At 71.9% G+C, this 26,429-nt stretch carries 21 protein-coding genes, 1 tRNA gene and 1 pseudogene; 17 read left to right on the plus strand and 6 right to left on the minus strand.

What is annotated here, in order from left to right; all coding sequences use genetic code 11:
• Window positions 1–25 precede the first annotated feature (25 nt).
• A pseudogene (locus IE096_RS03580) lies at window positions 26–214 on the minus strand (DUF1918 domain-containing protein); the annotation flags it as partial.
• A gap of 103 nt (window positions 215–317) precedes the next feature.
• On the opposite strand from IE096_RS03580, the gene IE096_RS03585 reads away from it, so the two are divergent.
• From IE096_RS03585 to IE096_RS03630, 10 genes are all read left to right on the plus strand, one after another.
• Entirely contained in the window at window positions 318–851 is a 534-nt protein-coding gene (locus IE096_RS03585; RefSeq protein ID WP_189448265.1) for a hydrogenase maturation protease, read from the plus strand.
• Window positions 848–3,550: a bifunctional acetate--CoA ligase family protein/GNAT family N-acetyltransferase gene (locus tag IE096_RS03590; protein ID WP_189448271.1), complete on the plus strand. Its 2,703-nt coding sequence runs from the start codon at window positions 848–850 to the stop codon at window positions 3,548–3,550. Before IE096_RS03585 ends, IE096_RS03590 begins: the two co-directional genes overlap by 4 nt.
• A 246-nt stretch (window positions 3,551–3,796) precedes the next feature.
• Window positions 3,797–4,450: a DUF305 domain-containing protein gene (locus IE096_RS03595; protein WP_189448273.1), complete on the plus strand. Its 654-nt coding sequence runs from the start codon at window positions 3,797–3,799 to the stop codon at window positions 4,448–4,450.
• A 110-nt stretch (window positions 4,451–4,560) separates the two neighbouring features.
• The gene (locus IE096_RS03600) at window positions 4,561–5,082 is read left to right on the plus strand and encodes a DUF2231 domain-containing protein (protein WP_189448275.1); all 522 of its coding nucleotides are present in this window, start codon (window positions 4,561–4,563) and stop codon (window positions 5,080–5,082) included.
• 412 nt (window positions 5,083–5,494) lie between these two features.
• Window positions 5,495–6,673, plus strand: coding sequence for a 4Fe-4S dicluster domain-containing protein (locus IE096_RS03605; RefSeq protein ID WP_189448277.1), 1,179 nt, complete (start codon window positions 5,495–5,497; stop codon window positions 6,671–6,673).
• Window positions 6,670–7,125: a Crp/Fnr family transcriptional regulator gene (locus IE096_RS03610; RefSeq protein WP_189448279.1), complete on the plus strand. Its 456-nt coding sequence runs from the start codon at window positions 6,670–6,672 to the stop codon at window positions 7,123–7,125. Before IE096_RS03605 ends, IE096_RS03610 begins: the two co-directional genes overlap by 4 nt.
• Entirely contained in the window at window positions 7,122–7,925 is an 804-nt protein-coding gene (locus IE096_RS03615; RefSeq protein WP_189448281.1) for an FAD/NAD(P)-binding protein, read from the plus strand. The genes IE096_RS03610 and IE096_RS03615 overlap by 4 nt, the downstream gene beginning before the upstream one ends.
• 1 nt (window position 7,926) lies before the next feature.
• Entirely contained in the window at window positions 7,927–8,748 is an 822-nt protein-coding gene (locus tag IE096_RS03620) for an NADH-quinone oxidoreductase subunit B family protein (RefSeq protein WP_189448284.1), read from the plus strand.
• The gene (locus IE096_RS03625; RefSeq protein ID WP_189448286.1) at window positions 8,745–10,085 is read left to right on the plus strand and encodes a Ni/Fe hydrogenase subunit alpha; all 1,341 of its coding nucleotides are present in this window, start codon (window positions 8,745–8,747) and stop codon (window positions 10,083–10,085) included. The genes IE096_RS03620 and IE096_RS03625 overlap by 4 nt, the downstream gene beginning before the upstream one ends.
• A 96-nt stretch (window positions 10,086–10,181) precedes the next feature.
• On the plus strand, window positions 10,182–10,466 hold the full coding sequence (locus IE096_RS03630) for an SHOCT domain-containing protein (RefSeq protein WP_189448288.1): 285 nt from the start codon (window positions 10,182–10,184) through the stop codon (window positions 10,464–10,466).
• Between the two features lie 37 nt (window positions 10,467–10,503).
• On the opposite strand, the gene IE096_RS03635 is transcribed toward IE096_RS03630, so the two are convergent.
• Entirely contained in the window at window positions 10,504–11,526 is a 1,023-nt protein-coding gene (locus IE096_RS03635) for a 2-hydroxyacid dehydrogenase (RefSeq protein WP_189449545.1), read from the minus strand.
• 338 nt (window positions 11,527–11,864) lie between these two features.
• On the opposite strand from IE096_RS03635, the gene ppsA reads away from it, so the two are divergent.
• The 5 genes from ppsA (at window position 11,865) to IE096_RS03660 (ending at window position 17,150) form a co-directional block, all read left to right on the plus strand.
• Window positions 11,865–14,234 (plus strand): phosphoenolpyruvate synthase, encoded by a 2,370-nt coding sequence (gene ppsA, locus IE096_RS03640; protein WP_189448290.1) that lies wholly within the window; start codon window positions 11,865–11,867, stop codon window positions 14,232–14,234.
• 30 nt (window positions 14,235–14,264) lie between these two features.
• Complete coding sequence (locus IE096_RS03645) at window positions 14,265–14,927, plus strand: universal stress protein (protein ID WP_229819889.1); 663 nt, start codon at window positions 14,265–14,267, stop codon at window positions 14,925–14,927.
• 56 nt (window positions 14,928–14,983) lie between these two features.
• Window positions 14,984–15,670, plus strand: a complete 687-nt coding sequence (locus tag IE096_RS03650) for a CBS domain-containing protein (protein WP_189449549.1) — start codon at window positions 14,984–14,986, stop codon at window positions 15,668–15,670.
• Complete coding sequence (locus IE096_RS03655; RefSeq protein WP_189448292.1) at window positions 15,663–16,313, plus strand: CBS domain-containing protein; 651 nt, start codon at window positions 15,663–15,665, stop codon at window positions 16,311–16,313. The genes IE096_RS03650 and IE096_RS03655 overlap by 8 nt, the downstream gene beginning before the upstream one ends.
• A 138-nt stretch (window positions 16,314–16,451) precedes the next feature.
• A complete protein-coding gene (locus IE096_RS03660) occupies window positions 16,452–17,150 on the plus strand; it encodes a pyridoxamine 5'-phosphate oxidase family protein (protein ID WP_189448294.1) in 699 nt (232 codons plus the stop codon).
• 5 nt (window positions 17,151–17,155) lie between these two features.
• Here IE096_RS03660 and IE096_RS03665 read toward each other — a convergent pair whose 3' ends face one another.
• The 3 genes from IE096_RS03665 to IE096_RS03675 all read right to left on the minus strand — a co-directional run bounded on the left by IE096_RS03665 (window position 17,156) and on the right by IE096_RS03675 (window position 21,631).
• The gene (locus tag IE096_RS03665) at window positions 17,156–19,564 is read right to left on the minus strand and encodes a glycoside hydrolase family 65 protein (RefSeq protein ID WP_189448296.1); all 2,409 of its coding nucleotides are present in this window, start codon (window positions 19,562–19,564) and stop codon (window positions 17,156–17,158) included.
• Window positions 19,565–19,699: 135 nt separating this feature from the next.
• A complete protein-coding gene (locus tag IE096_RS03670; protein WP_189448298.1) occupies window positions 19,700–20,578 on the minus strand; it encodes a universal stress protein in 879 nt (292 codons plus the stop codon).
• Window positions 20,579–20,704: 126 nt separating this feature from the next.
• Window positions 20,705–21,631: an Acg family FMN-binding oxidoreductase gene (locus tag IE096_RS03675; RefSeq protein WP_189448300.1), complete on the minus strand. Its 927-nt coding sequence runs from the start codon at window positions 21,629–21,631 to the stop codon at window positions 20,705–20,707.
• Between IE096_RS03675 and IE096_RS03680 the strand changes: the two genes are divergently transcribed.
• The gene (locus tag IE096_RS03680) at window positions 21,613–22,467 is read left to right on the plus strand and encodes a tyrosine-type recombinase/integrase (RefSeq protein WP_189448322.1); all 855 of its coding nucleotides are present in this window, start codon (window positions 21,613–21,615) and stop codon (window positions 22,465–22,467) included. The genes IE096_RS03675 and IE096_RS03680 overlap by 19 nt on opposite strands.
• A gap of 196 nt (window positions 22,468–22,663) precedes the next feature.
• Here the strand turns inward: IE096_RS03680 and IE096_RS03685 are convergent.
• Window positions 22,664–22,737 (minus strand) — tRNA-Pro (locus tag IE096_RS03685).
• 302 nt (window positions 22,738–23,039) lie between these two features.
• On the opposite strand from IE096_RS03685, the gene IE096_RS03690 reads away from it, so the two are divergent.
• The gene (locus tag IE096_RS03690; protein ID WP_189448324.1) at window positions 23,040–26,375 is read left to right on the plus strand and encodes an amidohydrolase family protein; all 3,336 of its coding nucleotides are present in this window, start codon (window positions 23,040–23,042) and stop codon (window positions 26,373–26,375) included.
• Window positions 26,376–26,429 lie beyond the last annotated feature (54 nt).

The following is a 26,429-nucleotide window of genomic DNA, read 5'->3' on the forward strand; positions in this document are numbered from 1 at the left end:
TAGCCCGTTGTCCCGCCTGCGGATAGTGCTCAGGGTGGTGCACGTGGGAGTCCGGTCCGGGGTAGACCAGGGTCACTTTGTCCGTGTCCGACCAGCGAACGTCATAGGGCGGTGTGCCGTCGGCGTGACGGAGGCCGACGATCTCCCCATCGCGCTTGGTCGCGCCTGTGGCCGGGCTCTCGACGATCAAGTGGTCACCGAGTTGCGCATGCATGCCGTCACCGCTTCCGTGGTCACATTGCCGGAATACCGGTCTCCGCCTCTCCAGCAGACCACGAACGCCCGGCCCACGGAAGCCAGCACAGGGAGCGAACACCATGGTGGTGGCCCACCGCGTCACGGTCATCGGTGTCGGCAACGAGTTCCGGCGGGACGACGGGGCAGGACCCGCGGTCGTCGCCAGACTACGGAAACGGGCCCGCCGCGGCGGCTTGCCGGCCGGGATCCGGCTGGTGTCCTGCGACGGGGAGCCCGGGCGGCTGATCGGGCTGTGGGAGGGCGCGGAGCTGGCCGTCGTCGTGGACGCCGCCCGTGCCCGTTCCAGCCGTCCTGGGCGGGTACACCGCCTGGAGCCTGCCACGTGCCCCGGGGGGCCGGCGGGCACGACGAGCGGTCACGGACTGGGACCGGCCGAGGCGGTCGCGCTGGCCCGTGCACTCGACCGGATGCCGGAGCGCCTGGTCGTGTACGCGGTCGAGGGAGCCGACAGCTCCTTGGGCCCGGGGCTGACCCCGGCTGTTGCCGCGGCCGTCGGTTCCGTCGCCGAGAGGGTCGTAAAAGAGGCCGTCCGGCACCTTTGCCGTACCGGCCCGCGCGTCACCCTGGAAGGTGAGGAGGCGTCCGTGCCATGACCCGTGCCTCGCAGCCACCCGCCGTCGCGGCGTACGCGCTGCTCGCCGACGGGACGACCGTGCGCGTCAGACCCGTCGCACCGGCGGACCATGCAGCGGTCCTCCGGTTCTACGAGCACATGTCCGCGGAGAATCTGCGGCTGCGGTTCTTCTCCGCCGGGACCCTCGTCGCCCAGCAGGCGGCGGACGCGTTGTGCCGGGACGCCGGTCCGGGCGACCGGGCGGTGGTGGCCGAGGCAACCGGTGAGGTGGTCGGGCTGGCCGAGTACCACGCAGCGCCGGTCGCGGGCGAGGCGTCCGCCGAGGTCGCCCTCGCCGTGGCGGACGAGTGGCACCACCGCGGCGTCGCGACACTCCTGCTGGAGCACCTCGTCGACCTGGCGCGCACGGAGGGGATCAAGGAGCTGACCGCCGACGCGCTGGCCGAGAACCTGCCGGTCATCAGGGTCTTCGCCGACCTCGGGTTGCCGGTGCGCCGGTGCTTCGAGGGACCGGAGGTCCACGTACGGGTGGCGCTGACGCCGGACGAGCAGTACCTGACGGCCCTCGACACCCGCGGGCGCACGGCCGATGTCGCCAGCCTGCGCCCGCTGCTGCGGCCCCGGTCGGTCGCCGTCGTGGGCGCCGGTCACCGCCCCGGGTCGGTGGGCCGGGCGATCCTGCGGAACCTGCGGGCCGCCGGCTTCGCGGGCCCGCTGTACGTCGTCAACCCGCACGGCCCTGCACTCGACGACCTGCCCTGCCACCCCTCCGTCGCCGAACTGCCGGAGGCGCCCGACCTGGCGGTCCTGGCCGTTCCGCCCCGCGTGGTGCCGTCCGTGGCGGAGGAGTGCGGAGTGCGCGGCGTACGGGCGCTGCTCGTGGTGACCTCTGGGCTCGACCGGGAACAGGCAACCGCCTTGCGGGCGGCTTGCCGCACGCACGGCATGCGCATGGCCGGCCCCAACTGCCTCGGTCTGGCCAACACGGAGAAGGACGTCCGTCTGGACGCGACGTTCGCGGCCGGCCTACCGCTGCCGGGAACGGCCGGCGTCGCGACGCAGTCCGGCGGCGTGGGCATCGCCCTGCTGGACGGACTGTCGCGGCTGGGCATCGGCGTGTCGACGTTCGTCTCGCTCGGCGACAAATACGACGTGAGCGGCAACGACCTGCTGCAGTGGTGGGAGGAGGACGGTCGCACCGACCTGGCCGTGCTGCACGTGGAGTCGTTCGGCAACCCGCGCGCGTTCTCCCGTACCGCCCGCCGAGTGAGCAAGCGCATGCCCGTGCTGACGGTAGACGCCGGACGGTCAGAGGCCGGGCGCCGAGCCGCGGCCTCGCACACCGCCGCTGCCGCCACGCCGACGATGACCCGGCAGGCCCTCTTCCACCAAGCCGGCGTCATCGCCACCCGGTCGATCGGTGAACTGCTGGACGCCGTCGCGCTGCTGCACAGCCAGCCGCTGCCAGCGGGCAACCGGGTCGTGGTGGTCGGCAACGCGGGCGGCGTGGGCGTACTCGCCGCCGACGCCTGCAGCGAGGCCGGGCTGGACGTCCGGCCGCTGGAACCCGCCCTGGCGGCAGACCTCGCGGCGGTGCTGCCGTCGGGGGCGGCCGTCGGCAATCCGGTCGATACCACCGCCGCCGTCTCGGAGGAGCAGCTGCGCGCATGCTTGGGCCTGTTGGCCGCCCACCGGGACGTCGACGCCGTCCTCGGCGTGCTGGTACCCACGGCCCTGGCCGCCGCCACCGGCGACGATCCCGTGCGGGCCTTCACCGACGCCGGCGAGAGGCCACGCTGCACGACGGCGCTCGTCCTGGTGGACCGGCCTACGCGCGTCGCGCTACTACCGGTCGAACGCGGCGGCGCCGTCCCCGTCTACGCGGACCCGCAGGATGCCGCCCGCGCGCTGTCGTATGCCGCCACCCATGCCCGGTGGCGTGCTCAACCGCAGAGCATGCCTCTGGAACCCTCGGGTGTCGACACGGAAGGCGCCCGGGCAGATGTTGCTGGGTGGCTGCACGAAAGGCCGGAGGGCGGCTGGCTGAACCCGGTGCAATGTGCGCGTCTCCTGGACCGCTACGGCATCCCGCAGGTCGCCTGGGAGTGGGTATGCGACGAGGACACCGCCGTGGCGGCGGCCAGGCGCCTGGCCGGCCCCGCTGGGCGGGTCGTGCTCAAAGCCCACTGGCCCGGACTCGTACACAAGACCCGCGAGGGCGCCGTCCGCCTCGACCTCCAGGGCGAGGACCAGGTCCGCGCCGCCTACCGGGACCTCGCCACGCGCTTCGGCGACCGGCTCTCCGGCGTGGTGGTGCAGCCCCAGGCGCCCCACGTGCTGGAGCTGGTGACCGGTGTCGTCCAGGACGAGGTCTTCGGCCCGCTCGTGCTCTTCGGCCAGGGCGGCACCGCCACCGACGTCCTGGCCGACCACGCCGCCCGGCTCGCTCCACTCACCACGTACGGCGTCGACGACCTCATTGCCACACCCCGCTGTTCCGCGCTCCTGTCGAGCCGCCCCGGCGGCACCCCCGTCGATCTCGGTGCCCTCGAACGCCTGCTGCTGTGCGTGTCCCGGATGGCCTGCGACCTGCCTCAGCTGGCCGAGGCCGACCTGAACCCCGTGGTGCCCTGCCCGGACGGCGTCATGGCGCTGGACGCCCGCATCCGCCTGGAGCCCCGGCAGGCGTACGACCCGTATCTGCGGCGCCTGCGCTGACCCCCTTCTGGTGCACTCCGGACTCGTCGCTGATGGCTGACACTCCCACTTACGAACTAAATGCAGGTCAGCGGTCAGCGGCCTTGATAGGTGAATTATGGTGTCCGCCCGTGTCGGCGGTTGAGCTGTGGCCTCCGAGGGGTGGGGTGTCCGGCGCCGTGACGGCGCGGTGCCCCGCCTTTCGCCGCCTCGTGCAGTACGGATGTTCTGTACACACGCAGCGTTTCCTTCCAGGAGGACGGCCGGATGAGCATGAGTCGGGGCCTGCGGCGCCGCGTCCTGATGACGGTGTCCGTACCGGTCATGGGACTCGTGATGGCCGGCTGCGGAGGCAATGGTGACTCCGGCCGCCCGCCGTCCACCACGCAGGCTTCGGTCACCAGTCCGGCCGGAACTTCGGCCTCACCAACCGTTCCGGCCGGTCAGCACAACCAGGCCGACGTGGCCTTCGCCCAGGGCATGATCCCGCATCACCGGCAGGCGATCGTGATGTCGGAGATGGCCGAGAACCACGCTTCCTCCGGCGACGTGAAAGCCTTGGCCGAGAAGATTAAGAAGGCGCAGGCTCCTGAGATCGACACCATGACGGCCTGGCTGAACGCCTGGGGCGAGCCGGTGCCGCCGGGCATGAGCGGCACGGGTCACGGCAGCCCTACCGGCATGCCCGGCATGATGACCGACCGGCAGATGGATGACCTGCGCGGAATGACCGGCTCGCCCTTCGACCGGATGTTCCTGACGATGATGATCGCTCACCACGAGGGCGCGATCGACATGGCCGGCACCGAGAAGAAGCAGGGGCAGTACGGTCCGGCCAAGCAGCTGGCCGACAGCATCATCACCTCCCAGACCGCCGAGATCGCGCAGATGCGCACGATGCTCGGGTCCAGCAGCCCATGAGACCGACCGCCGGCGTAGCACCGGAAGGAAGGCGCCGTACCGGCATCATTCCGGCAGGCACCGCGACGCCCGAGCCCGGGAGCGGCAACGCCGTGCAGGAGGTGTGAGCCGTGCGTACGACGTTGTACGACGGCATCCCCACCCATGTCCTGTTCGCTCACTTCGTCGTAGTCCTGACACCGCTGACCGCACTCGCCCTGGTGGTGTGTGCGCTCTGGCCGTCGGTGATACGCCGCTTCGGCCTGGCTCTGCCCGCCCTGGCCCTGGTGGCTCTGGTGATCGTGCCGTTCACCACGAGTTCCGGCCAGTGGCTGGAAGGACAGGTGCGCGAGAACTCCTACCTCACGACGCACGCCGAGGCCGGGGACGACCTTCTTCCTTGGGCGGTGGCTCTCTTCGTGCTGGCGGTGGCCCTGTGGTGGGTCTACCGCCGGGGTACCGCGACTGCGGCCCCCGGAGTCGCGACCGTACGCGAGCGAGCCGGCGAAGGCGTGCGCATGCCGCTGCGCGTCGCCGCTGTGCTCGTCTGCCTTGTCATGGCGGCAGGTGCCCTTGTGGAGATCTACGACATCGGCCACTCGGGTGCCAAGGCCACCTGGCACAAGCTCGAAAGCCCGGGCCGGTTCCGCTAGCCGGGCCCGCTCGACCACCCGGTCCGCGCGGAGCTGCCCGGCCCTGATAGCGAACCTGCGCAGGTGGAGGCTGGCGGCTTGGATGAGCTGGAGCACCTGATCGGCCTGGCCGGCGGTTCGTCGACCAAGGGTGATTCGGTGTCCCTGGGCGGCGGCGAAAGTCCCGCCCAGGGACCTTGTCGATGCAGGTCAGCCTCGGTGCTGAAGTGAGCCCCGTGTGAGCCCGGACGCCTTCGGGTGCGGTGTCAGGAGGCGATCCCCGACGCACCGCCCGGCGCTGACCTGCACCGACAGCCACCAAGCGGCATGGCGCGAACCACCCCGACACGAGTGATCGCGGACTCAGCGTGCGCGGCATCGGACGTGTGGTCAGACTGAAGAGAGTTCACCTCCGATACGGACAGGAGACGCCATGGCCTCCGCGACGGCACCGCCGGCCGCCGGCGACACTGCCTGTGTGCTGGACCGGGACGGCATGGGGGCGCTCGTGCGGGAGTTGCGCGCCCGGGGCCGCACGGTGATCGGCCCGACCGTGCGGGACGACGCCATCGTGCTCGCCAAGCTGGAATCGGCGGAGGAGCTGCCCTACGGCTGGGGCGTGGAGCACGAGGCGGGCTACTACCGCGTCAGGCGCCGCCCCGATGGGGCGGCCTTCGCCCACAGTGCCGGGCCGCAGTCCTGGAAGTCCTTCCTCCATCCCGAGCGCGTCCGGCAGTGGGCCGCCGACCGCGGCCCGGACGGGGAGATGACGGTACGGCCCGAACGCGACGAGCCGCCGTCGTTCGCGTTCCTGGGCGTACGGCCCTGCGACCTGCGGGCCATCCAGATCCAGGACCGCGTCATGATCGGCGGCCCGCACCGGGACGCCACCTACGGCGCGCGCCGCGGCGGCGCGTTCCTGATCGTGGTGGAGTGCACGGAGCCGGGTGCCACCTGCTTCTGCGTCTCCATGGACACCGGCCCGGCCGCCCGCCCCGGTTACGACCTCGCGCTGACCGAGGTGGTGGACGAGGCCGGGCACCGATTCCTGGCCCGTGCCGGGACCGACGAGGGCGCGGAGATCCTGGCGGCCCTGCCGCGCCGGCCCGCGGACGACCTCACGCGGACGCGCGCCCGCGAGGACGTCGAGGCCGCCGCCGGCCGCATGGGCCGCACCATGCCGGAGGTCGACCTGCGTGCGCTGCTCGCCGGCACGCTGGACGCCGAACGCTGGAACGACGTCGCCGCACGCTGCCTGACCTGTGGCAACTGCACCATGGCCTGCCCCACCTGCTTCTGCACCACCACCGAGGACGTCACCGACCTCACCGGCGACCACGCCGAGCGCTGGCGCCGTTGGGAGTCCTGCTACGACCTGGACTTCACCCATCTGCCCGGCGGCTCGGTCCGCGGCAGCGGGCGCAGTCGCTACCGGCAGTGGCTCACCCACAAGCTGGGCACCTGGTGGGACCAGTTCGACAGCTCCGGCTGCGTCGGATGCGGCCGCTGCATCGTCTGGTGCCCGGTCGGCATCGACATCACGGAAGAAGCCCACGCCCTGCACCAGGAGAGCCTCGACGGCCAGGCCGGGACAGAGGATGGGAGGCCATGAAGGACACAGGCATCCTCGCGGCCATCCCCGAAGGTCCCCGCGAACGGCTGATGGCGCTCGGCCACGAGATGTCCTTCCCCGCGGGCACGAGGATCTTCGAGGAGGGCGGCCGGGCCGACCGCTTCTGGATCATCCATACGGGCGGCGTCAACCTCGACATCCACGTGCCGGGACGCCGTGCCGCGGTCGTCGAGACACTGGGCGCCGGGCGCCTGCTGGGCTGGTCCTGGCTGTGCCCGCCCCACCAGTGGCACCTGGGCGCGGAGGCCACGAGCCCCGTACGCGCCTGGGAGTTCAACGCGGCGGAAGTGCTGGAGCTCTGCGAACGCGACCACGAGCTCGACCACGCCCTCCTGGCCTACGTCATCGAGGTCATCGGCCGCCGACTGCGCGCCGCCCGCACCCGGCTGCTGGACCTCTACGGCCCGTACGGAAGCGGGTCACCGGGGTGACCGCCGTACCTCTCCCCTACCGGGTGACGGCCAACCGGCCGGAGTCCGCGGACACGCGCACGATCGAGCTGCAGCCAGTCGCGGAAGCGTTGCCGGTCTTCGCCCCGGGACAGTTCGCCATGGTCTACGCCTTCGGCGTGGGTGACATCCCGGTTTCCGTCGCCGGCATCGACGGCAGTGCACTCACCCACACGATCCGGGGCGTGGGTGCGACGTCCCGGGCGCTGTGCGCAGTCCGGGCGGGGACGCAGGTGGGCGTGCGCGGTCCGTTCGGCACCGGCTGGGACCTGCCGTCCGCCGCCGGGCGCGACCTGATCATCGTGGCCGGCGGCATCGGCCTGGCCCCGCTACGGCCCCTCGTACGGGAGGCGCTGTCCGCGCCCGGTACGTACGGTCGCCTGAACGTCCTGGTCGGCGCCCGCACGCCCGCGGACCTCCTCTACCGGTCGGAGCTGGACGGCTGGGGCCACCCGTACTGCGGCGTGACCGTGGACCGGGCCGGCCCGGAGTGGACCGGCAACGTCGGAGTGGTGACCGCCCTGCTCGATCAGGCGGCGTTCGACCCGCACGACACCACGGCCTTCGCCTGCGGCCCCGAGGTCATGATCCGCGCCGCCGCGCGTGAACTGCTGCACCGTGGTGTACCGGCGCAGCACATCCGCATCTCCCTCGAACGCAACATGCACTGCGCCACCGGCCACTGCGGCCACTGCCAGCTCGGACCGCTCCTGCTCTGCCGGGACGGACCCGTTGTCGCCTACGACCGCGCCAAGCCGCTCCTGACCGTAAGGGAGTTGTGACATGGCCGCGCCTGCCGCACCCGCCCGCCCACGGCTCGGCGTTTTCAAGTTCGCGTCCTGCGACGGCTGCCAGCTGACGCTGCTGGACTGCGAGGACGAGCTGCTGCCGCTGTCCGCGGAAGTGGAGATCGCCCATTTCGTGGAGGCGTCGAGCGACATCCAGCCCGGTCCGTACGACCTGTCACTGGTCGAGGGGTCCGTCTCCACCCCGGAGCACTTGGAACGCATCCGGCGCATCCGTGCCGAGTCCCGGTACCTGGTGACCATCGGTGCCTGCGCGACCGCCGGCGGCGTCCAGGCCCTGCGCAACTACGCCGACGCCGAGGAGTTCCGGGCCGCCGTCTACGCCCAGCCCGAGTACATCGAGACGCTCGCGACCTCCACCCCCATCGAGGCCCACGTCCCGGTCGACCTGGAGCTGCGCGGCTGTCCCATCGACCGCGGGCAGCTGGTTGAGGTGATCACAGCCTTCCTCGCCGACCGCCGCCCCGACATCCCCAACCACAGCGTCTGCTTCGCCTGCAAACGACGCGGCACCCCCTGCCTGCCCGTCTCCCGCGGCATCCCCTGCCTCGGGCCGGCGACCCACGCCGGCTGCGGGGCACTGTGCCCCGCTTACGGGCGGGGCTGCTACGGCTGCTTCGGCCCGTCCGGCTCCACCAACATGCCCGCGATGATCCCGCTCCTTCGCAGCGACGGCATGAGCGACGAGGACGTCCTCCGCCTCCTGCACACCTTTAACGTCAATGATTTCACCGCCATCGAACCGGAGCGGGAGCACGAGGTCGAGCCCGGCACCAAACTGCCGGGAGAGCCACGATGACCCGCGACGAACTGCGTGAACTCCGGCTCGGCGAAGTAGCACGTGTCGAAGGCGAGACGGCACTACGGCTGCGCATCGGGGACGCCGGCACCGTTACCGAGGCCCAGCTGCGCATCTACGAACCACCGCGCTTCTTCGAGGCGTTCCTGCGCGGCCGCCGCCACACAGAACCACCCGACCTCACCTCCCGCGTGTGCGGCATCTGCCCGATCGCTTACCAAACCAGCGCCTGCCACGCGATCGAGGACGCCTGCGGCGTCACCGTCGACGACCGCATCGCCGCACTGCGGCGCCTGATCTACTGCGGCGAGTGGATCGAGAGCCACACCCTGCACATCTACCTGCTCCACGCCCCCGACTTCCTCGGCTGCGACGACGCCATCGAGCTCGCCCGCACCCACCGCGCCGCCGTGGAACGCGGACTACGGCTCAAGCAGGCCGGCAACACCATCGTCCAGATCCTCGGCGGCCGTGCCATCCACCCGGTCAACATGCGTGTGGGCGGCTTCCACCGTGTCCCCACACGGACAGAGCTCCGACCGCTCTCCGAGCGCCTGCGCCACGCCCGGGACGACGCGCTCGCCACCGTCGCCTGGGTGGCCGGCTTCGACTTCCCCGACGCCGAGTGCGACGCCGACCTGCTCGCCCTCGCCACGCCGGACACCTACGCCATCGAGACCGGCACCCCCACCGTGCTGCCGTACGATGCCGGCCAGGACGTGCGGACCTTCCCCCTCGCCGACTTCACCGCGCATGTGGTGGAGGAGCAGGTGCCCTACTCCACCGCACTCCAGGCCCGGCTCGACGGCCGGCGCCACCTGACCGGTGCACTCGCCCGGTACGCCGTCAGCGGCCATCTGCTCCCGCCCGCCGTCCGCGAAGCCGCGTACTCGGCCGGACTGCCCGACCCGGCCACCGGCGCCATCTGCCGCAACCCCTTCCGCAGCATCGTCGTCCGCGCCGTCGAGGTCCTCTACGCCGTGGAGGAGGCCCTGCGGCTGATCGACGCCTACGAACCCCCACCGCACCCCGCCGTGGACGTCCTCCCGAGGCTGGGAACCGGCCACGGCGCCACAGAGGCGCCACGCGGCACCCTCTACCACCGCTACACCCTCGACGCCGCGGGCCTCGTCACCGACGCCTGTCTCATCCCGCCCACCTCCCAGAACCAGGGCGCCATCGAGGACGACCTCCGCCGCATCGTCGAGGACCGCCTGCGGCACGGCGACGCCACCGACACCGAACTCACCCACCTGTGCGAACGCGCCATCCGCAACCACGACCCCTGCATCTCCTGCTCCGCGCACTTCCTCGACCTGACCATCGAACCCCGGTGAGCGCCCCCGGGGTGGCTCGGTCCGAGGGACCATGGAAGTACGGCAGCCGGGCACGCCCGCCCGGCACCCCGGATGACCTGGGGAAGTGAAGCGGCCATGTTCTGGTACGACCACGGTGTAGGCGGCTGGGGCCTGTTCGCGATGGCCGTGAGCATGATCTTGTTCTGGGTACTGATCATCACGGCGGTCGTCCTGCTCTTCCGAGCTCTCGCCCGTCCGTCCCGGGGCGGCCCGTACCCTGACTGGCGGAGGGGTCAGGCTCCCACGAACGCCGAGCAGATCCTCGCCGAGCGCTACGCCCGCGGCGAGATCGACGAGGAGGAGTACGCCCGGCGCCTCGCCACCCTGCGCGGCTCGCCACCGGGTGATGCCGGACAGTGACACGTGACGGGGTTGTGTCGGCCGGCCGGCGCACCCCCTAGGGCACTGACCGGCCCGCTTCGCCCGTGCCCGGCCCGACGAGGGTGTTCTCGCCGAGCCGACCGGCCAGGTGATCAGCGATGTTCGCGGCCGTGGCCTCGACGATCTGCTGCACGGCGTCGCGGCTGAAGTAGCCCTGGTGGGAGGTGCCCAGGACGTTGCCGAAGGTCATCAGCCGGGCGAGGGTGTCGTCCGTCATCACCTCCAGCGACTTGTCGAAGAAGAAGACGCCGGCCTCCTCCTCGTACACGTCCAGACCCACGCCGAGCAGCTTCCCGGCGAGCAGGGTCTCGACCAGCGCATGGGCGTCGACGAGCCCGCCCCTGCTGGTGTTGATCAGGATGGCGTCGTCCTTCATCAGGGCCAGCGCCGCCGCGTCGACCACGTGGTAGGTGCCTGGCACGAGCGGTGCGTGCAGGCTGAGCAGGTCGGATTCCGCGAAGAGCCGGTCGCGTTCCACGTACTCCACGCCCAGTGCATGGCATTCGTCACTGGGTGCGACGTCGTATCCGAGCAGTCGCATGCCAAAGCCGGAGGCGATGCGGGCGAAGGCCGTGCCGATCTTGCCCGTGCCCAGGATTCCGGCGGTCCGGCAGTGGAAGTCACGACCCATGAGCCCGTCGAGCCGGAAGTCGAAGTCCCGCGTGCGGGAAACCGCCCGGGGGATCCTGCGGTTGACCGCCAGGGCCAGCGCCCAGGCGAACTCTGCCACGGCGTACGGCGAGTACCACGACACCCGCGCCACGGTCAGCCCCAGCGCCCGCGCCGCCGCAAGGTCGATGTTGTTGTAACCGGTGGCCCGCTGCGTGATCAACCGGGTCCCACCGGCTGCGAGGACCCGTAGGACCTCGCCGTCCAGGACGTCGTTGACGCTGCTGCACACCACCTCCCGCCCCGTGGCCGTCGCGACCGTGTCCCGGTTGAGGATCAGGTCGAGACACCGCAGGTCGTATTCCAGGCCCAGTGCCCGTTCCAGCAGCGGTCGCTCGTCGGCGGTCACTCCGTAGGCGATGACTCCCACCATGCTCGCGCTCCCCTGGCCGGCCTCGTCGATCCCATGATCCCGGCCTTCGGCCCCGGCCGTCGGCCGGGCCGTCCGAAAGCGTGACGACGGCGTCCGAGCCTGCCCCTCCAAAAAGCCTCAGGCCGCACGACGTGCTGGCAAACACGCAGGTCATGGCTATGGCGGGGTGTCTCTGGGCGTGGTGTGATGGAAGTGGCGGGAGGACCCGCAGGAGACGCGGGGAAGCGGCTCGCGGCCGTGCACCGCGCAATCCGGATCCGCGAGAAGCGGATGGGCCCTCCCGTCAGCGTCGCCACCCAAGGGCTGGGCGGCGCCCGCACCTGCCTAGGAGCGCGATGTCCATCGGCGGACGCGTCATCCCCTTCTCCGAGCTCGGTCGCTCGGACGTGTCCGTGGTGGGCGGCAAGAACGCCTCACTGGGCGAGCTCATCCGGTACCTCTCTCCCGCCGGGGTGAACGTGCCCGACGGATTCGCCACCACCGCGGACGCCTACCGCGAGTTCCTGCGGACCGATGCCGTGGGCGACCGGATCGCCGGGCATCTGGCCCGCCTGGCAGCAGGGGACGCGCTCTCGGACGTAGGAGCGGCGATTCGCGCCGGCATCCTGGCCACACCCCTGCCGGCGGCGCTGCAAGAAGAGATCACTCAGGCGTACGCCCGGCTCGCTCACGAGGCCGGGCGTACCGATCCCGACGTCGCCGTGCGCAGCAGTGCGACCGCCGAGGACCTGCCGGAGGCGAGCTTCGCCGGGCAGCAGGAGACCTTCCTCAACGTCCGCGGCCCGGAGGCGCTGCTGGACGCGTGCCACCGCTGCTATGCCTCCCTGTTCACGGACCGGGCGATCGACTACCGGGAGCGCATGGGGTTCGACCAGCTGTCCGTGGCCCTGTCGGTGGGCGTCCAGCTGATGGTCCGCTCCGACCTCGGCGGCGCGGGGGTGATGTTCACCCTCGACACCGAGACCGGATTCCCCGAGGCCGTAGTGATCAACGCGGCGTGGGGGCTCGGCGAGAGCGTGGTGAGCGGGCAGGTCGACCCCGACGAGTACGTGGTCTTCAAGCCACTGCTCGAGGACCCGGCCCTGAACCCGGTCATCCGGGTGGCGACCGGCGGCAAGCACGCCAAGGTCGGCTACGCCGAGGGCGGACTCACCCGCACGGTGGACACCACCCCCGCGGAACGTACGGCGCGCGTGCTCGACGACGGCGAGGCGCGGCGCCTCGCCGAGTGGGCGGTGGCAGTGGAGCGGCACTACGGCACCCCCATGGACCTGGAGTGGGCGAAGGACGGCCGCACCGGCGAGATGTTCGTCGTCCAGGCCCGCCCCGAGACGGTACGGTCCCGGCGCACGTCGGCCGTCCTGCGCCGCTACCGGGTCACCGGCACCGGCGAGTGCCTGGCCACCGGCGTGGCCGTGGGCGAGGCGGTGGGCGCCGGCCCGGTGTGCGCGCTCGCGTCCCCCGTGGGGCTGGAGCGCTTCCCCACAGGCTCTGTGCTGGTGACCTCCGTGACCGACCCCGACTGGGAGCCGCTGATGAAGCGGGCCGCGGCCATCGTCACCGACCACGGCGGACGCACCTCCCACGCCGCCATCGTCAGCCGTGAACTCGGCGTCCCGGCGGTCGTCGGCACCGGCAACGCCACGGCCGTCCTGGCCGATGGCCACCCCGTCACCGTCTCCTGCGCCGAGGGCTCGGAGGGTCGCATCTACGCGGGCCTGGTCGGCTACGAGGAGGAAGACGTCGACCTGACCGGACTACCCCCGACGCGCACCCGGGTCATGCTCAACCTCGCCGACCCGGCCGCCGCCTTCCGCTGGTGGCAGCTGCCGGCGGACGGCGTCGGGCTGGCCCGAATGGAGTTCATGGTGGCCCACCAGGTCAAGGTCCACCCCATGGCACTGCTCCGGCCCGACCGGCTCTCCGCCGAGGAGCGGCGGGCCGTCGACAAGCTGACCGGCGGGTACGCCGACCGCACCGAGTACTTCGTCGACCGCCTCGCGCGGGGAGTGGCCACCATCGCCGCCTCACGCTGGCCGGCCCCGGTGATCCTGCGCACCAGCGACTTCAAGACCAACGAGTACGCCAAGCTGGTCGGCGGCCGTCCCTTCGAGCCGGCCGAGGCGAACCCGATGATCGGGTGGCGGGGTGCGAGCCGCTACTACAGCGAGGGCTACCGCGACGGCTTCGCACTCGAGTGCCGGGCGATCCGGCGGGTGCGCGAGGAGTTCGGCCTGACGAACGTCGTGGTGATGATTCCTTTCTGCCGCACCTTGGCCGAGGCGGACCGCGTCCTGGAAGTCATGGGGCAGGAAGAGCTGCGGCGCGGGGAACACGGGCTTCAGGTGTACGTCATGGCGGAGATCCCGTCGAACATCGTCCTGGCCCGTGACTTCGCCGAACGCTTCGACGGCTTCTCCATCGGCAGCAACGACCTCACACAGCTCACCTTGGGTGTCGACCGCGATTCGGCCGAGCTGGCCGGCGTCTTCGACGAGACGGATCACGCCGTGACGCGAAGCATCGAGACCCTGATCTCGGCCGCCCACGCCGCAGGCCGCCCCGTCGGATTGTGCGGCCAGCGGCCGAGCGACGACCCGGATTTCGCCGCGTTCCTGGTCAGGGCGGGGATCGACTCGATCTCGGTGGCCCCTGACAGCTTCGTTGCGGTGAAGCGGCACGTGGCGGAAGCCGAGCAGACGTGAGAGGTGGTCACCGTGGTACGACCGGTTGTCGTGGGCGTTGACGGTTCGGACGAGAGCCTGAGCGCCGTGACATGGGCCGCGTGTGAGGCGGTGACGCGGGGCACCGCCCTTCGCATCCTGCACGCACTGGAGTGGAGGACGAGCAACCAGCAGTTCTCCGCCGGTGCCCCTGCCCAGCAGGAGTGGGCGCGCAGCCGGATCGAGGAGGCCCGGCAGGAGCTGGCCGCGGCTCGTCCGGGCCTTCGGGTCGATGCCGAGGAGGTCGACGAGCTGCCGGCGAAGGCCCTGCTCGACGCGGCCCGGGAGGCCGAGCTGCTCGTGCTGGGGTCGCGCGGGCTGGGCGGGTTCGAGGGCTGGCTGCTGGGCTCGGTGAGCCTGGCGGTGATCGCCCATGCGGCCGTGCCGGTGGTGCTGGTCCGTGCCGGATGGGAGCCGCCCGCGGCCGGGGCCGACGGCCCCATCGTCGTCGGGGTCGGGCGGGACGGTTCGTACGATCCGCTGCTGGAGTTCGCCTTCCCGGCCGCGGCGGCCGGCGGCGCCGTGCTGCGTGTGGTCGAGGCAGGCAAGGACGCTCAGCTGCTGGTTGTCGGCCGCCGTATGCACCGGCCGGCCTTCGGTGCCCATATCGGCCCGGTGACACACGCCGCGGTGCACCACACCGGCTGTCCGGTGGCGGTGGTACCGCATAGCTGACATAAACACATAGACAGGGGCATCTGGCACGTTCCGGAAGGGACCCGAGGATCATGTTGCAGCACCGCACGGTCGACGAGCTCATGACCCGCAACGTGGTGCGGGTGCGTCCGGACACGCCGTTCAAGGAGATCGTCAAGGAGCTCGCCGACAACGACGTGACCGCCGTGCCGGTCGTCGATCCGAACGGCCGGGTGGTGGGGGTGGTCTCCGAGGCCGATCTCATGCGCAAGGCGGCCGACCAGCCCGACCCCTTCGGCCACGTCCCCGTACCGAACCTCGAGGCCTGGGAACGGGCCAAGGCCGAGGGCGCCCGAGCCGAGGAGCTGATGTCCGCCCCCGCGGTGTGCGCCCGGCCGGAGTGGAACGTGGTGGAGACCGCCCGGCTGATGGCCACGCAGAACGTCAAGCGTCTGCCTGTGGTCGACGAAACCGACAAGCTCGTCGGCATCGTCAGCCGCGCGGACGTCCTGCGGGTCTTCCTGCGTGAGGACTCCGCCATCCGCTCCGAGATCGAGCGCGACCTGCTGGAACACACCGTGGGCCTGGCGCCCTCGGCCGTGAGAGTCGAGGTGTCCGAAGGACAGGTGACCCTGACCGGCAACGTCGAGGCCCGCAGCACGATCCCGCTCATCGAACGTCTGTGCCGCTCCGTCGACGGTGTCGTCTCGGTCCACCAGCGCCTGACCTATACGGGCGACGACACCGGAGGTGGCTTCCCGGAAGGTGACAGCCGTGCGTGACACGCGGCGCACCGTGGACGACGTGATGAGCCAGACCGTCGTGGCCGTCAGCCAAACGGCGTCCTACAAGGAAATCGCCAAAACGCTCGCGGAGTGGAAGGTCAGCGCCATGCCCGTCCTGGCAGGCGAAGGACGGGTCATCGGTGTCGTCTCCGAGGCGGACCTGCTGGCGAAGGAGGAGTACAAGGGCCGCGAACCGCCGGACGCCGCCCGTCCCGAGGAACTCGCGGAACTGGCGAAAGCCGGGGCGAGGACGGCGGAGAACCTGATGAGCACCCCGGCCATCACTGTGCACGCCGACGCCACCATCGCCGAAGCCGCCCGCACGATGGCCCTCAAGGGCGTAAAGCGCCTGCCCGTAGTCGACGCCGAAGGCAAGCTGGTCGGCATCGTCAGCCGGGCCGACATCCTCAAGATCTACCTCCGCAGCGACGAGGACATCGCCGAAGAGGTCCGCGACGAGATCGTGGCCCGCCTCTTCCCGCACCGGCGCCCCACCGTCGAAGTCCGGGTGGAGGAAGGTGTCGTCGCTCTCTCGGGCCAGCTGCCCGACGCGACGATTGCCCCACTTGTAGCCCGTCTGGTGAGGGCCGTGGAAGGCGTCGTCGATGTCGACCTCCGCCTTGACACCCCCACTGGCTGAGCTCCGCACGAGGCTCCTTGCCCTTGCCCTCCCGATCGGCGGTGCAGAGCTGGCACGACTGCCCGGTCTCTGATCCCCTGGGAGGCGGGGACGGCTCAGGAGCCCCAGACGTACCGGGCGTCCACACGGAGGGCGAAAATGCACACCGACGGGCCGACTCCGGGCGGCCCTGGGGCGGCCTCCGGGGAACCGCAGGAGGAGCACGAGGACACGGTGGCCGCGCGCTGCACCGTCCGGCGCCGGCAGCTCGGGCTGACCCGCGAGGAGCTGGCACACCGCGCCGGCATGTCGTCGGCCTACCTGAACCAGCTGGAGACGTTCAGCGGCGACTTCGACCCCGCTGCGCTCATGCGGCTCGCCGCCGCCTTGGAGATGCCCTACGACGAGCTCGTCGGGGGCCCACGGGAAGCCGCGCCCGGTCGGCGGAGGGCCGTCCCACACCCGCTGCTGGCTCAGCTGCCCGAGGACCAGTGCTGGCGACGGCTCGGCACCCACGGCATCGGCAGGGTCGGCCTGTCCACCGGGGCGGCCCCGGTCGTTCTGCCCGTGAACTTCCTGGTCGACGGTCACAGCGTCGTCTACCGGACGGATCCGGAAGGCTCCGCGGCCCCGGGCGACGGGGATCAGCTCGCCTTCGAGGTCGACCACATCGACGAACAGCTCAGCCGCGGCTGGAGCGTCCTCATCACGGGAACGGCCGAGCGCATCACCGACGCCGGCACGGCCGAGGACCTCGCCACCCGGCCGGGCGCCCAGCCCTGGTCCGGTGGGAAGCGCGACTTGTGGGTCCGTATCCGGCCCGGGCAGGTGACGGGGCGCACCATCCATACCGGGTGAGACGGTCAACCGCTCTTCGTGCCGGCCAGTTTCAGTGATGTGCACTCCCCCGGAGAGACGGTGAGCGAGCGGCCCGGCAGGACGATCCTGACCGCCGACTCCTCCGAGTCCGGCACGCTGACCGTCAGCTCGTCGCTCCGCACGCGTACACCGATGCCCCAATGCCCGCGGTAGCGCAGGGTGAAGCCGAACTCCGAGAGTTCCGGCAGCTCCACCGGGTCCAGCCACAAGGCGTCCTCGCGGGTCTCCAATCCCGTCAGGCCGCGCTGAACGAGATCGAGGGTGCCGGCCATGGCGCCGAGGTGGATGCCCTCGGGCGTCGTGCCGCCCTGGAGGTCGGCGACGTCGCCCTCGAGAGCCTCGTGGAAGTACCGCCAGGCGTCGCCGCGCCGGGCGCGGGCCAGCACCCAGCTGTGAACGACCTCGCTGAGGGTGGAACCGTGGCTGGTGCGGCGCAGGTAGTGGTCGACGGTGCGCTGCCACAGCTCGTCCGTGAGCCCGTAGCCAAGGCGTTCGAACAGTGATGCGAGCTCCTTCGGTGAGAAGAGGTAGCCGAGCATCAGCACGTCTGTCTGCTTGGAGACCTGGTACCGGTTGACCGTGTCGCCTTCCGCTTCGAGGATGCGGTCCAGCCTGCGGATGTCGCCGTAGCGTTCCCGGTAGCGCTTCCAGTCCAGTTCGGCCAGGTCGCCGTAGCCGTCGAACTGGCTGATGACGTCCTGGTGGAACGGCACGACCAGGCGCCGGGAGACGTCCTCCCACAGCGGAAGTTGACCGAGGTCGAGGCGGCCGCGTTCGAGGAGCTGCTGCCGGCGCCGGGCCGGCAGGCTGCGTGTCAGGTCGAGTGCGCGGGTGAGGACCCAGGCGGCGGTGATGTTGGTGTACGCGTTGTCGTCGATGCCGGGCCGGACGGCACCGGGGTAGGCGTCGTGGTACTCGTCCGGGCCGACGACTCCCCGGATGTGGTACCGGCCACTCGCGGGGTCGAGGAGGGCGCTGCTCGCCCAGAACCGGGCGATCTCCAGCAGCATGTCCGCGCCCTTGCCGTACAGATACTCCGTATCGCCGGTGGCCTGACAGTACTGCCACACGTTGTACGCGACCGCCGAGCCCACATGCCGCTGGAGCCGGCTGTGGTCGGGCAGCCAGCGGCCGGAGCGCGGGTTGAGGTGCAGCAGCTGGCTCTCCTCGCGGCCGTCACTGCCGCTCTGCCACGGGTACATGGCGCCGGCCCGGCCCGCCTGCCGGGCCGCCCGCACGGCCTGCGGCAGACGGCGGTGGCGGTAGTTCAGCAGGGCCCGGGAGACCTCGGGGAAGTGCAGGTCGAGGTAGGGCAGGACGAACAGCTCGTCCCAGAAGACGTGTCCCCGGTACGCCTCCCCGTGCAGCCCGCGTGCCGGCACGCCCACATCCAGGTCGGCGGTGTGCGGGGAGAGGGTCTGCAGGACGTGGAAGAGGTGCAGGCGCAGCACCCGGCCCGCCTCACCGGGGACGTCGAGCTCCGCCTGCCCCCACAGCTGTTCCCACGCGACGGCATGCGAGCGCAGCAGCTCGGTGAAGTCCGGTGCGTCGGCGACGCGTTCCACGGCGGCACCGACGGGATCACCGATGGCGGTGTCCCGGGACGTGTGCAGCGCGACGGTCTTGGTCACCGTCACCGGCTCGTCCTCCGACAGGACGAACGCGAAGCGGTGCGCTGCTTGGTGGCCCGCCGCCGTGAGCGAGACCGGCACCGGTGCCGGGCCGTCGACGTCCACACGCTGGGCCATACCGACACCGATGTCGGACGTCCTCGTGCGGCAGCGCAGCCATACGGTCCCCGGCTCCACTACGCCGGCGTGAACGCCGGTCAGGTGGCGGCGTTCGAGGGCTCTGTAGCGGTGCACGTTGGCGTTGACCACGTTCCCGTCCAGTTCCGCTTCCACCTCGATCCGTCCGGGCCGGCCCTCGGCCGTGAAGACCGTCCGCAACGCTGCGAGGTGTGGCTCCCGCATGTGGACCAGCCGGCACTGCTCCACCCGCACCATCCGGCCGCCGCCGGCCCAGTACCGGAAGGTCCGGGTCAGCGTTCCCTGCCGGATGTCGAGTACCTGCCGGTAGTCCGTGACCTCGCAGGTGTCGGGTGTGAACCACGGGCCCGGCGAGCCGTCGTCGAACAGCAGCCGGAAGCGCAGGAGCAGCCAGTTCGGCAGGTTGACGATGTCCTCGTTCTCGACCTGCCGGCCCGCGACCGACGAGACCAGCCGGTCATAGCATCCGGCGACATACGTGCCCGGGCAGTGGACCAGCCCTCCCCGGCTCTCGGGGACGGCGCCCCGGGTGGCGAAGTAGCCGTTGCCGAGCGTGTGGAGCGCCTCCCGCAACGGCTCCGTCGCCGGGTCGTACCCCTCGTACCCCCAGGTCCACTCCCCCATCACCGGTCTCGCTTCCGCTCTGCTCAGGGAGCCGGGCGCCGCAGCGGCCCGCCGTCAACGCGTCCACCGACGCGGTGGCCTGCCGTCCCCGTGACCGGGGGCCTCGTCATCAGCACGGAGATCTTCATCCCAGCCTCAGTCGTGCGGCACCACGGCGACCGGGCAGGCCGCATGGTGCACGCACGCCTGGGCCACGTTCCCGAGGCGTGGCGCCACCGGCGGGTGATGCCGACGCCTGCCGACCACCAGCAGAGCGGCGCCGTCCGCGGCCTCCAGAGCAGCGCGGGCGGCACTGCCCAGCCGCACCGTGCTGGTCACCGCAACCCGGGGATAACGATCGCGCCACGGCCGTACGGCAGCTGAGAGCCTCTCCTCGGCCTCCTTGCTGATCTCGCCCGCCACGTCGGGATCGACTCCCCACGGTGCGTACGCCTGCACCGGCAACGGACACCCGTGGAGGACCCTGAGCGACGCGTCGCGTGCCGCAGCGGTCTCGAAGGCGAATTCCAGCACGCTGTCGCACGGACCGTGCAGGCTGACGCCGGCGACCACGTCGGCAGCGCCGGCGGCGGGTGCCGACGGTCCACCGGTCCCGGTCGCCCGGACCAGGACCACCGGCCGCTCGGCCCTCCCCGCGACCTGGAGGCTGATGTCGCCCAGGAAGAAGCTCGCCAGGCGGTCGAGGCCGCGGGAGCCCAGCACCACCATCGTCGATTCCTCGGCCGCCCTCAGAAGGGCGGTCTCGGGCTCTTCCGCCACCAGGTCCTCGGTCACGGAGAGGTCGTGGTGCCGCTCGTACACGGCTGTCGCAGCAGCACGCACAATGCGCTTCGCCCAGTAATTCTGATCCTCGCCCGGCGGCAGCCCGGTCGAGGGCTCGCCCGCCAGCAGTATCCATGCATGCAGAAGGCGCAGCCCGAGCCCTCGGCGCTCGGCCTCGTCCGACGCCCACAAAGCGGCAGCCAGGCTCTCGGGGGAACCGTCGAGCCCCACCGTGATCGGCGCCTGATCCATGACGGCCACCTCCGTCACTTGCCCTTTCGCGTCAGCGGGCCCGGTGCGCGACTCGCCATCTCCAGCCTGGATCCACCCGGACGGTGCGGCCACCGGAGCTGTCGGGGCCCAGCGCGGCGGCGGGGCTCAATCCTCGATGGCCAGGACCTCACGGACGGGGCGACGCGGAGTAGCGGGGCCTTGCGGACCGTATCCGAGGCGCAGGATCATCTGCACACATCCCGTCCCGGACAGAGGGTCACGCAGCGGCCAACGCAGGTCCGGCCACTCCAGGGCCTGGGTGGAGAACGAGGTGGCCAGGCCCTGGAGAGTGGCGAGAAGCAGCACACGCTCCATGGCCTGACCCGCACGCAGCCACTGCACCGGCTGATCACCATCGGTACTCACGACGGCGAGGTGCGGGGTGCCCTCGAAGGGTGTCGTACCCCGGTCGGCCACCGGTTGCCCGCCGGAGAAGTCCCGCATCGGCGCGCGCCCACCATGCTTGCGGGGCCCGAAGGCGTACTCCGGAACGCCGTCGGTCGCCGTGTCGGCCTCGTCGGCACCGATCCGCGTCCAACGGGCGAGGTCCTGCTCACTGCCACGGTCGGTGAGGTTGCGCGCCTCGGCTTCCTCGGCGAGCTCCTCCACCCACTGCGCCTGCCAGGATTCGGGAAAGGACAGAACGGCACCCTCCCGTTGAGCAGCGTCGATCAAGGCAGTACGCACATTCTCGGGAATCGCCTCCTCGGCGAACGGGTACCGGCTGGTATGCCGTTGCCGAACCGCAGGCTCCAGCAATCTCAGCCCCGTATCCTCACCGTCGTCCGAAGCCGTCGTGCGTACCGAGGCCAGCAAAGTGGCGTCCTCAGCATCGGGCAGAAGCACGGCATCTGCGTGGAGGCCGGCCGCCGCGAGTGCGACGCGCAGGTTGAACAGGGCGGCGCCGCAGCCGATGTGCAGGGCCCTGCCGTCGGGGTCCGAGTGCGGCATGTTCCGCTCGGGGTCCGCATACAGGCGGAACGTTCCGTCTCCCCGCGAGTAGCGAAAACGCCATGGCTGCGCGTTGTGCATCGAGGGGGCGGTCACCGTCGCGCGTCCGGTGGGTCGATCCCCACACCCGCGAACGCAGGTCCCTCTCCGAGTCGAGCGCCACGGTCGACCAAGCCCAGGGGTGGATCGACACGGTCACCGCCGCGTCGCTGCGAGGCATCGACCCCAGCGTCTCCATGCAGCCCCTCGCGCAGTACGGCGACGCGAACATGAAACTCGCCCTGCGCGGCCTGGAGGAGAAGACCAAGGACCCCTACCTCGCCGGGTGGCGACTGCGCGTCGTACCGAGCCTTGGCCACATCCCCGCGACGCTGATCAGCAACGGCGCCGCCGACCGCAGCGTCTACGGCTGGATCGCCGACGGGGTGGGCCGCTCCTCGGTGAAGAACAGCCTGGCCGTGCTGGTCCGGGTGATGGAGCAGGCCAAGCGCGACGGCATCATCACGGTCAACCCGGCACGGGTCAACGGCTGGCAGGCCGAGTACAAGAAGGCCGAGGACGAGCTGGCCGTCGGACACAAGCCCGACGCCCGCCTCTTCACCGGCCCACGGGGCGGGCGCATCACCACCGCCGTCCTGCGGGACGCCACCCACTGGGACGAGGTCGTCGCCGAGCTCGGCTACGAGCACCTGCGACGCCACGGCCTGCGGCACACCGGCCTGACCTGGATGGCCGACGCCGGCGTCCCCCTGCACGTCCTGCGCATCATCGCCGGTCACGGATCACTGCAGACCACCCAGCGCTATCTCCACCCCGATCTCCGGGCTCTGGTCGCCGCCGGCAGGTCCCTCAGCAGCCACCTGCGGGGCGCTCCGGCACCGTCCCGACCGCTGGCCGCCTCTCTCCAGGCATTGTGAGAACCACACAAACACCCCAAAGCGCTCATAATCTTGGCCCCCAGCGAAACAGGGCCTGATCAGGGGTTTCTTCCGAAGCGTGGTCCCCAAGCGGTCCCCGGGCGCCTGACACCGCATCAGGTGAACGCCGAACCCAAAGAACGACAAACGCCCCCCGACCTGGGGTTTCTCCCAGATCAGAGGGCGTTTTCACGTGTCGGGACGGCGGGATTTGAACCCACGACCCCTTGACCCCCAGTCAAGTGCGCTACCAAGCTGCGCCACGTCCCGGTGCTCGTCCGGCCTGGGCTTTCGCCCTCGCCGACCGCGCATGAGAACAATACCGCACTTCGCGCGGTCCTCGCGCACCCCTTGTGCCGCCCGGCTCCGGCGGGACGCGGGCGGCCGGGCATCCGGGCGGCAGGGCGTGGTGTGACGTGGGTTACCCGTTCGGATGAAGAATCCCCCGCGCCCGGGGGGCGGCGGTGGGGGGTGCCGCGTGGGCACCCCGGGAAACGGGCTCGGCGGGCGTTCGTGATCGGCTCAGGGTGTTGACCCGTGGCCTGTGGGGCGTGCAACCATCGGCTTCCGCCATGGGGGCTGCCGCCCCGTGCAACTCCCCCGACCCAGGAGGACAGTTGGACACCACCTTCTCCCGACGCGGTTTTCTTCAGGCGGCGGCCGGTACCGCCGCCGTGGCCGGTGCGGCCGTCGCGCTGCCCCTGGACGCGATAGAAGCGGTGGCGGCCCCGCGTGCCAAGGGGGGCGCGCTGTCGTTCACGGCCGCCACCAATGGCGCGGGCTCGCCGGCGCCGGGCGGCGGGCGGCTGGTCGTCGAGGTGCAGAACGTGCTGTGGTCCGTGCCGCGCGAGGGCGGGGAGGCCGTCGCGATCACCCCGGCCGATCTCGAGCCGACCAGACCGACCCACTCGCCCGACGGGCGGCTGCTGGCCGTCTGCGCCTACCGGGGCGGCGGCTTCCACATCTGGACGCTACGGCCCGACGGCTCCGGGCTGCGGCAGCTGACGGACGGGCCGTGGGACGACCGGGGGCCGGCCTGGTCGCCGGACGGGACGCGGATCGCGTTCGCGTCCGAGCGCGGGGGCGACCCCGTGGCGGGCAGCCCCTACCGGGTGTGGGTGGTGGACGTGCGGACGGGCGCGCTGACGCGGATCACCGGCCTCGACGGGCAGGAGGGGCCCGGGCAGGACGGGGCGTGGGAGGACTTCGACCCCGTCTGGTCGCAGGACGGCAAGCGGCTGCTGTTCGTCCGGGGGCAGGTGGCCGGGGGCGTGCTCCAGGCCCGTACGGTCGCGTCCGTGGCGGCGGACGGGCAGGGGCCGGTGCGCGTCGAGCGCACCGACAGCGCGGCCGGCGCGCAGGTCATGACGCCGGCCGTCTCGCCCACCGGGCGGCTGGCCTATCTGCGGACGACGCCCGCGCCCACCGCGACCTGCGCCCTCGTCGTGGACGGGGCCGTCGTGCCCGTCGACGGCGACGTGGAGCCCGTGCCGCCGCGCTGGGTCTCGCGCGACGAGCTGCTGCTGACCGTCGGCGGACAGTTCACGATCATCAGACCCGGCGCCGCCCCCGAGCCCCCCCGGGCGCCCGCCGCCGACTCCCTCCCCCACCCCTCCGCCGCCCCCGCGCCCACACCCCCGGCCGACGCCCGCGGCGTGCCGGCGGTGACCGTCCCCTTCCACGCCGAGCTGCCCCTGGACCGGCCCCGCTACCAGGTCAAGCGGTACGACTTCGCGGACACCGGCGCGGTCGTCCGCCGCGTCCGCTCGCTCCACCTGCCCGCCCTCTCCCCCGACGGCCGCCAGGTGGCCTTCGCCGCGCTCAACGCCCTCTGGGTCGCGGACGTCGAGAAGGGCGGCAGGCCCCGGCAGGTCCTCACCGCCTCCCCCGGGCGGTACGTCATGGCCCCCACCTGGACCCGCGACGGCCGGGCGCTGGTCTTCACGGACGACCGCGACGGGCTCTACGCCGTCCGCCGCCGCGACCTCGCCTCCGGCGAGGAGACCGTGCTGGCCGACGGCGGGCGCGTCCACCCGGCGCTCTCCCCCGACGGCACCCGCCTGGCCTGCGTCGACATGTCCGGCAACCTCATCGTCCGCGATCTCGCGGCGGGCACGGAGAAGCTGCTGGCCGCCCCCATGGGCGCGGGCGGCCTGCCCGGCCGGCCCACCTGGTCGCCCGACGGGCGCTTCGTCGCCCTCTGCGACCGCAACCGCCTCAACCAGCGGTTCCGCGAGGGCTACAACCTGATCAGGGTCGTCGACGCCGACAGCGGGGACGCCCGGCTGCACGCCCTCGCCCCGCACGCCTCGGTCTCCGACCGCTACGACTCCGGGCCCGTCTGGTCGCCCGACGGCCGCTCGATGGCCGTGATCAACGAGTCGGCGCTGTGGCTGCTGCCCGTACGCCCCGACGGCACGCCCGACGGCGAACCGCGCCGGCTGACCGACGAGGCCGCCGACCACCCCTCCTGGTCCGCCGACGGCCGCCGGATCCTCTATCTGTCCGCCGGGCGGCTGCGGCTGCTGGACGTGGCGGACGGCACCGCCCGCACGATCCCCGTCGCCCTCGACTACCGCCGCCCCACCCCCGCCGACACCCTCGTGCGCGCGGGCCGCTTCTGGGACGGCACGGGCACGACCGTCCGCGAGGACGTCGACCTGCTCGTCCGCGACGGCCGGATCGCCGCCGTCGAGCCCCACCGGGCCCGCCGGCCCGCCCTCCGGACCGTCGACGCCTCGCACCAGACCGTGATCCCCGGCCTCTGGGACGCCCACACCCACCCCTGGCAGTACACCTACGGCGGCCGCCAGACCGCCCTCCAGCTGGCCTACGGGATCACCACGGCCGTCTCCCTCGGCGGCTTCGCCTACGAGCAGGCCCGCATCCGCGAGGCCGTGACGGCCGGCGCGCTGGCCGGGCCCAGGCTGCTGACCGCGGGCGAGCTGCTGGACGGCCCGCGCGTCGCCTACACCATGGGCCGCGCCCACCGCACCGAGGAGGGCCTGCGCCGCTCCCTGACCCGCGCCACCGCCCTGGACTGGGACTTCGTCAAGACGTACGTCCGCGCGCCGGGCTGGGTGATGCGCGAGGCGGCCCGTTTCGCGCACGACCGGCTCGGGGTGCGCACGGGCAGCCACCTGTGCTCGCCGGGCGTCCAGCTGGGGCAGGACCTCACCACGCACCTCCAGGCGACGCAGCGGCTGGAGTTCGGCCACGCCACGACGGCGACCGGCCGGGCCTACCAGGACCTGACGGAGATCTACACGGCCACCGACTTCCGCATGATCGCCACGATCTTCACCTCCGTCCCCCTGCTCGGCGAGACCCCCCACCTGGCCGAGGACCCCCGCGTCACCGTGCTGATGCCGCCGTGGGACGTGGCGACCGTCCGGCAGACCGCCGCGAAGGCGCCCACGGACGACCAACTGACCACGCTGCGCCGCGAGATCGACGTCTACCGGAAGGTGCTCTCCGGCGGCGGCGTCGTGGCCCTCGGCACGGACGCCCCGCTCGTCCCCGTCGGCCTCTCCCTCCACCTCGGGCTGCGCGCCCTCCACCGGTACGGGCTGACGCCGGCGCAGGCACTGCGGACGGCGACGGTGCTGCCGGCGCGGGCGTTCGGCGCGGAACGGGACCTGGGGACGCTGGAGGTGGGCAAGCTCGCCGACGCCACGGTGATCGACGGCGACCCGTTCACCGACTTCGATTCGCTCGTGCGCACGGCGTCGGTGCTGCGCGGCGGCGTCCGCTTCGACCAGCGGGAGCTCGTGGCCTCGTACGAGGGGACGACCGGCCTGGCCCCGCGCCACGGGCGGCTCCACCGGGAGTGGCTGGAGGTCGGACGGCAACTGCGCCGGGACTCCTGCTGCGACCTGAGCGAGCTCGGCCACCTCGACGGGCACTGACACGGAGCCCACGGACGGCCTGCGGACGGCCTGCGGGCCCGGGACCTTACCGCC

Origin of the sequence: Streptomyces abikoensis, assembly GCF_014648775.1 — a bacterium.
Classification (GTDB): domain Bacteria; phylum Actinomycetota; class Actinomycetes; order Streptomycetales; family Streptomycetaceae; genus Streptomyces; species Streptomyces abikoensis.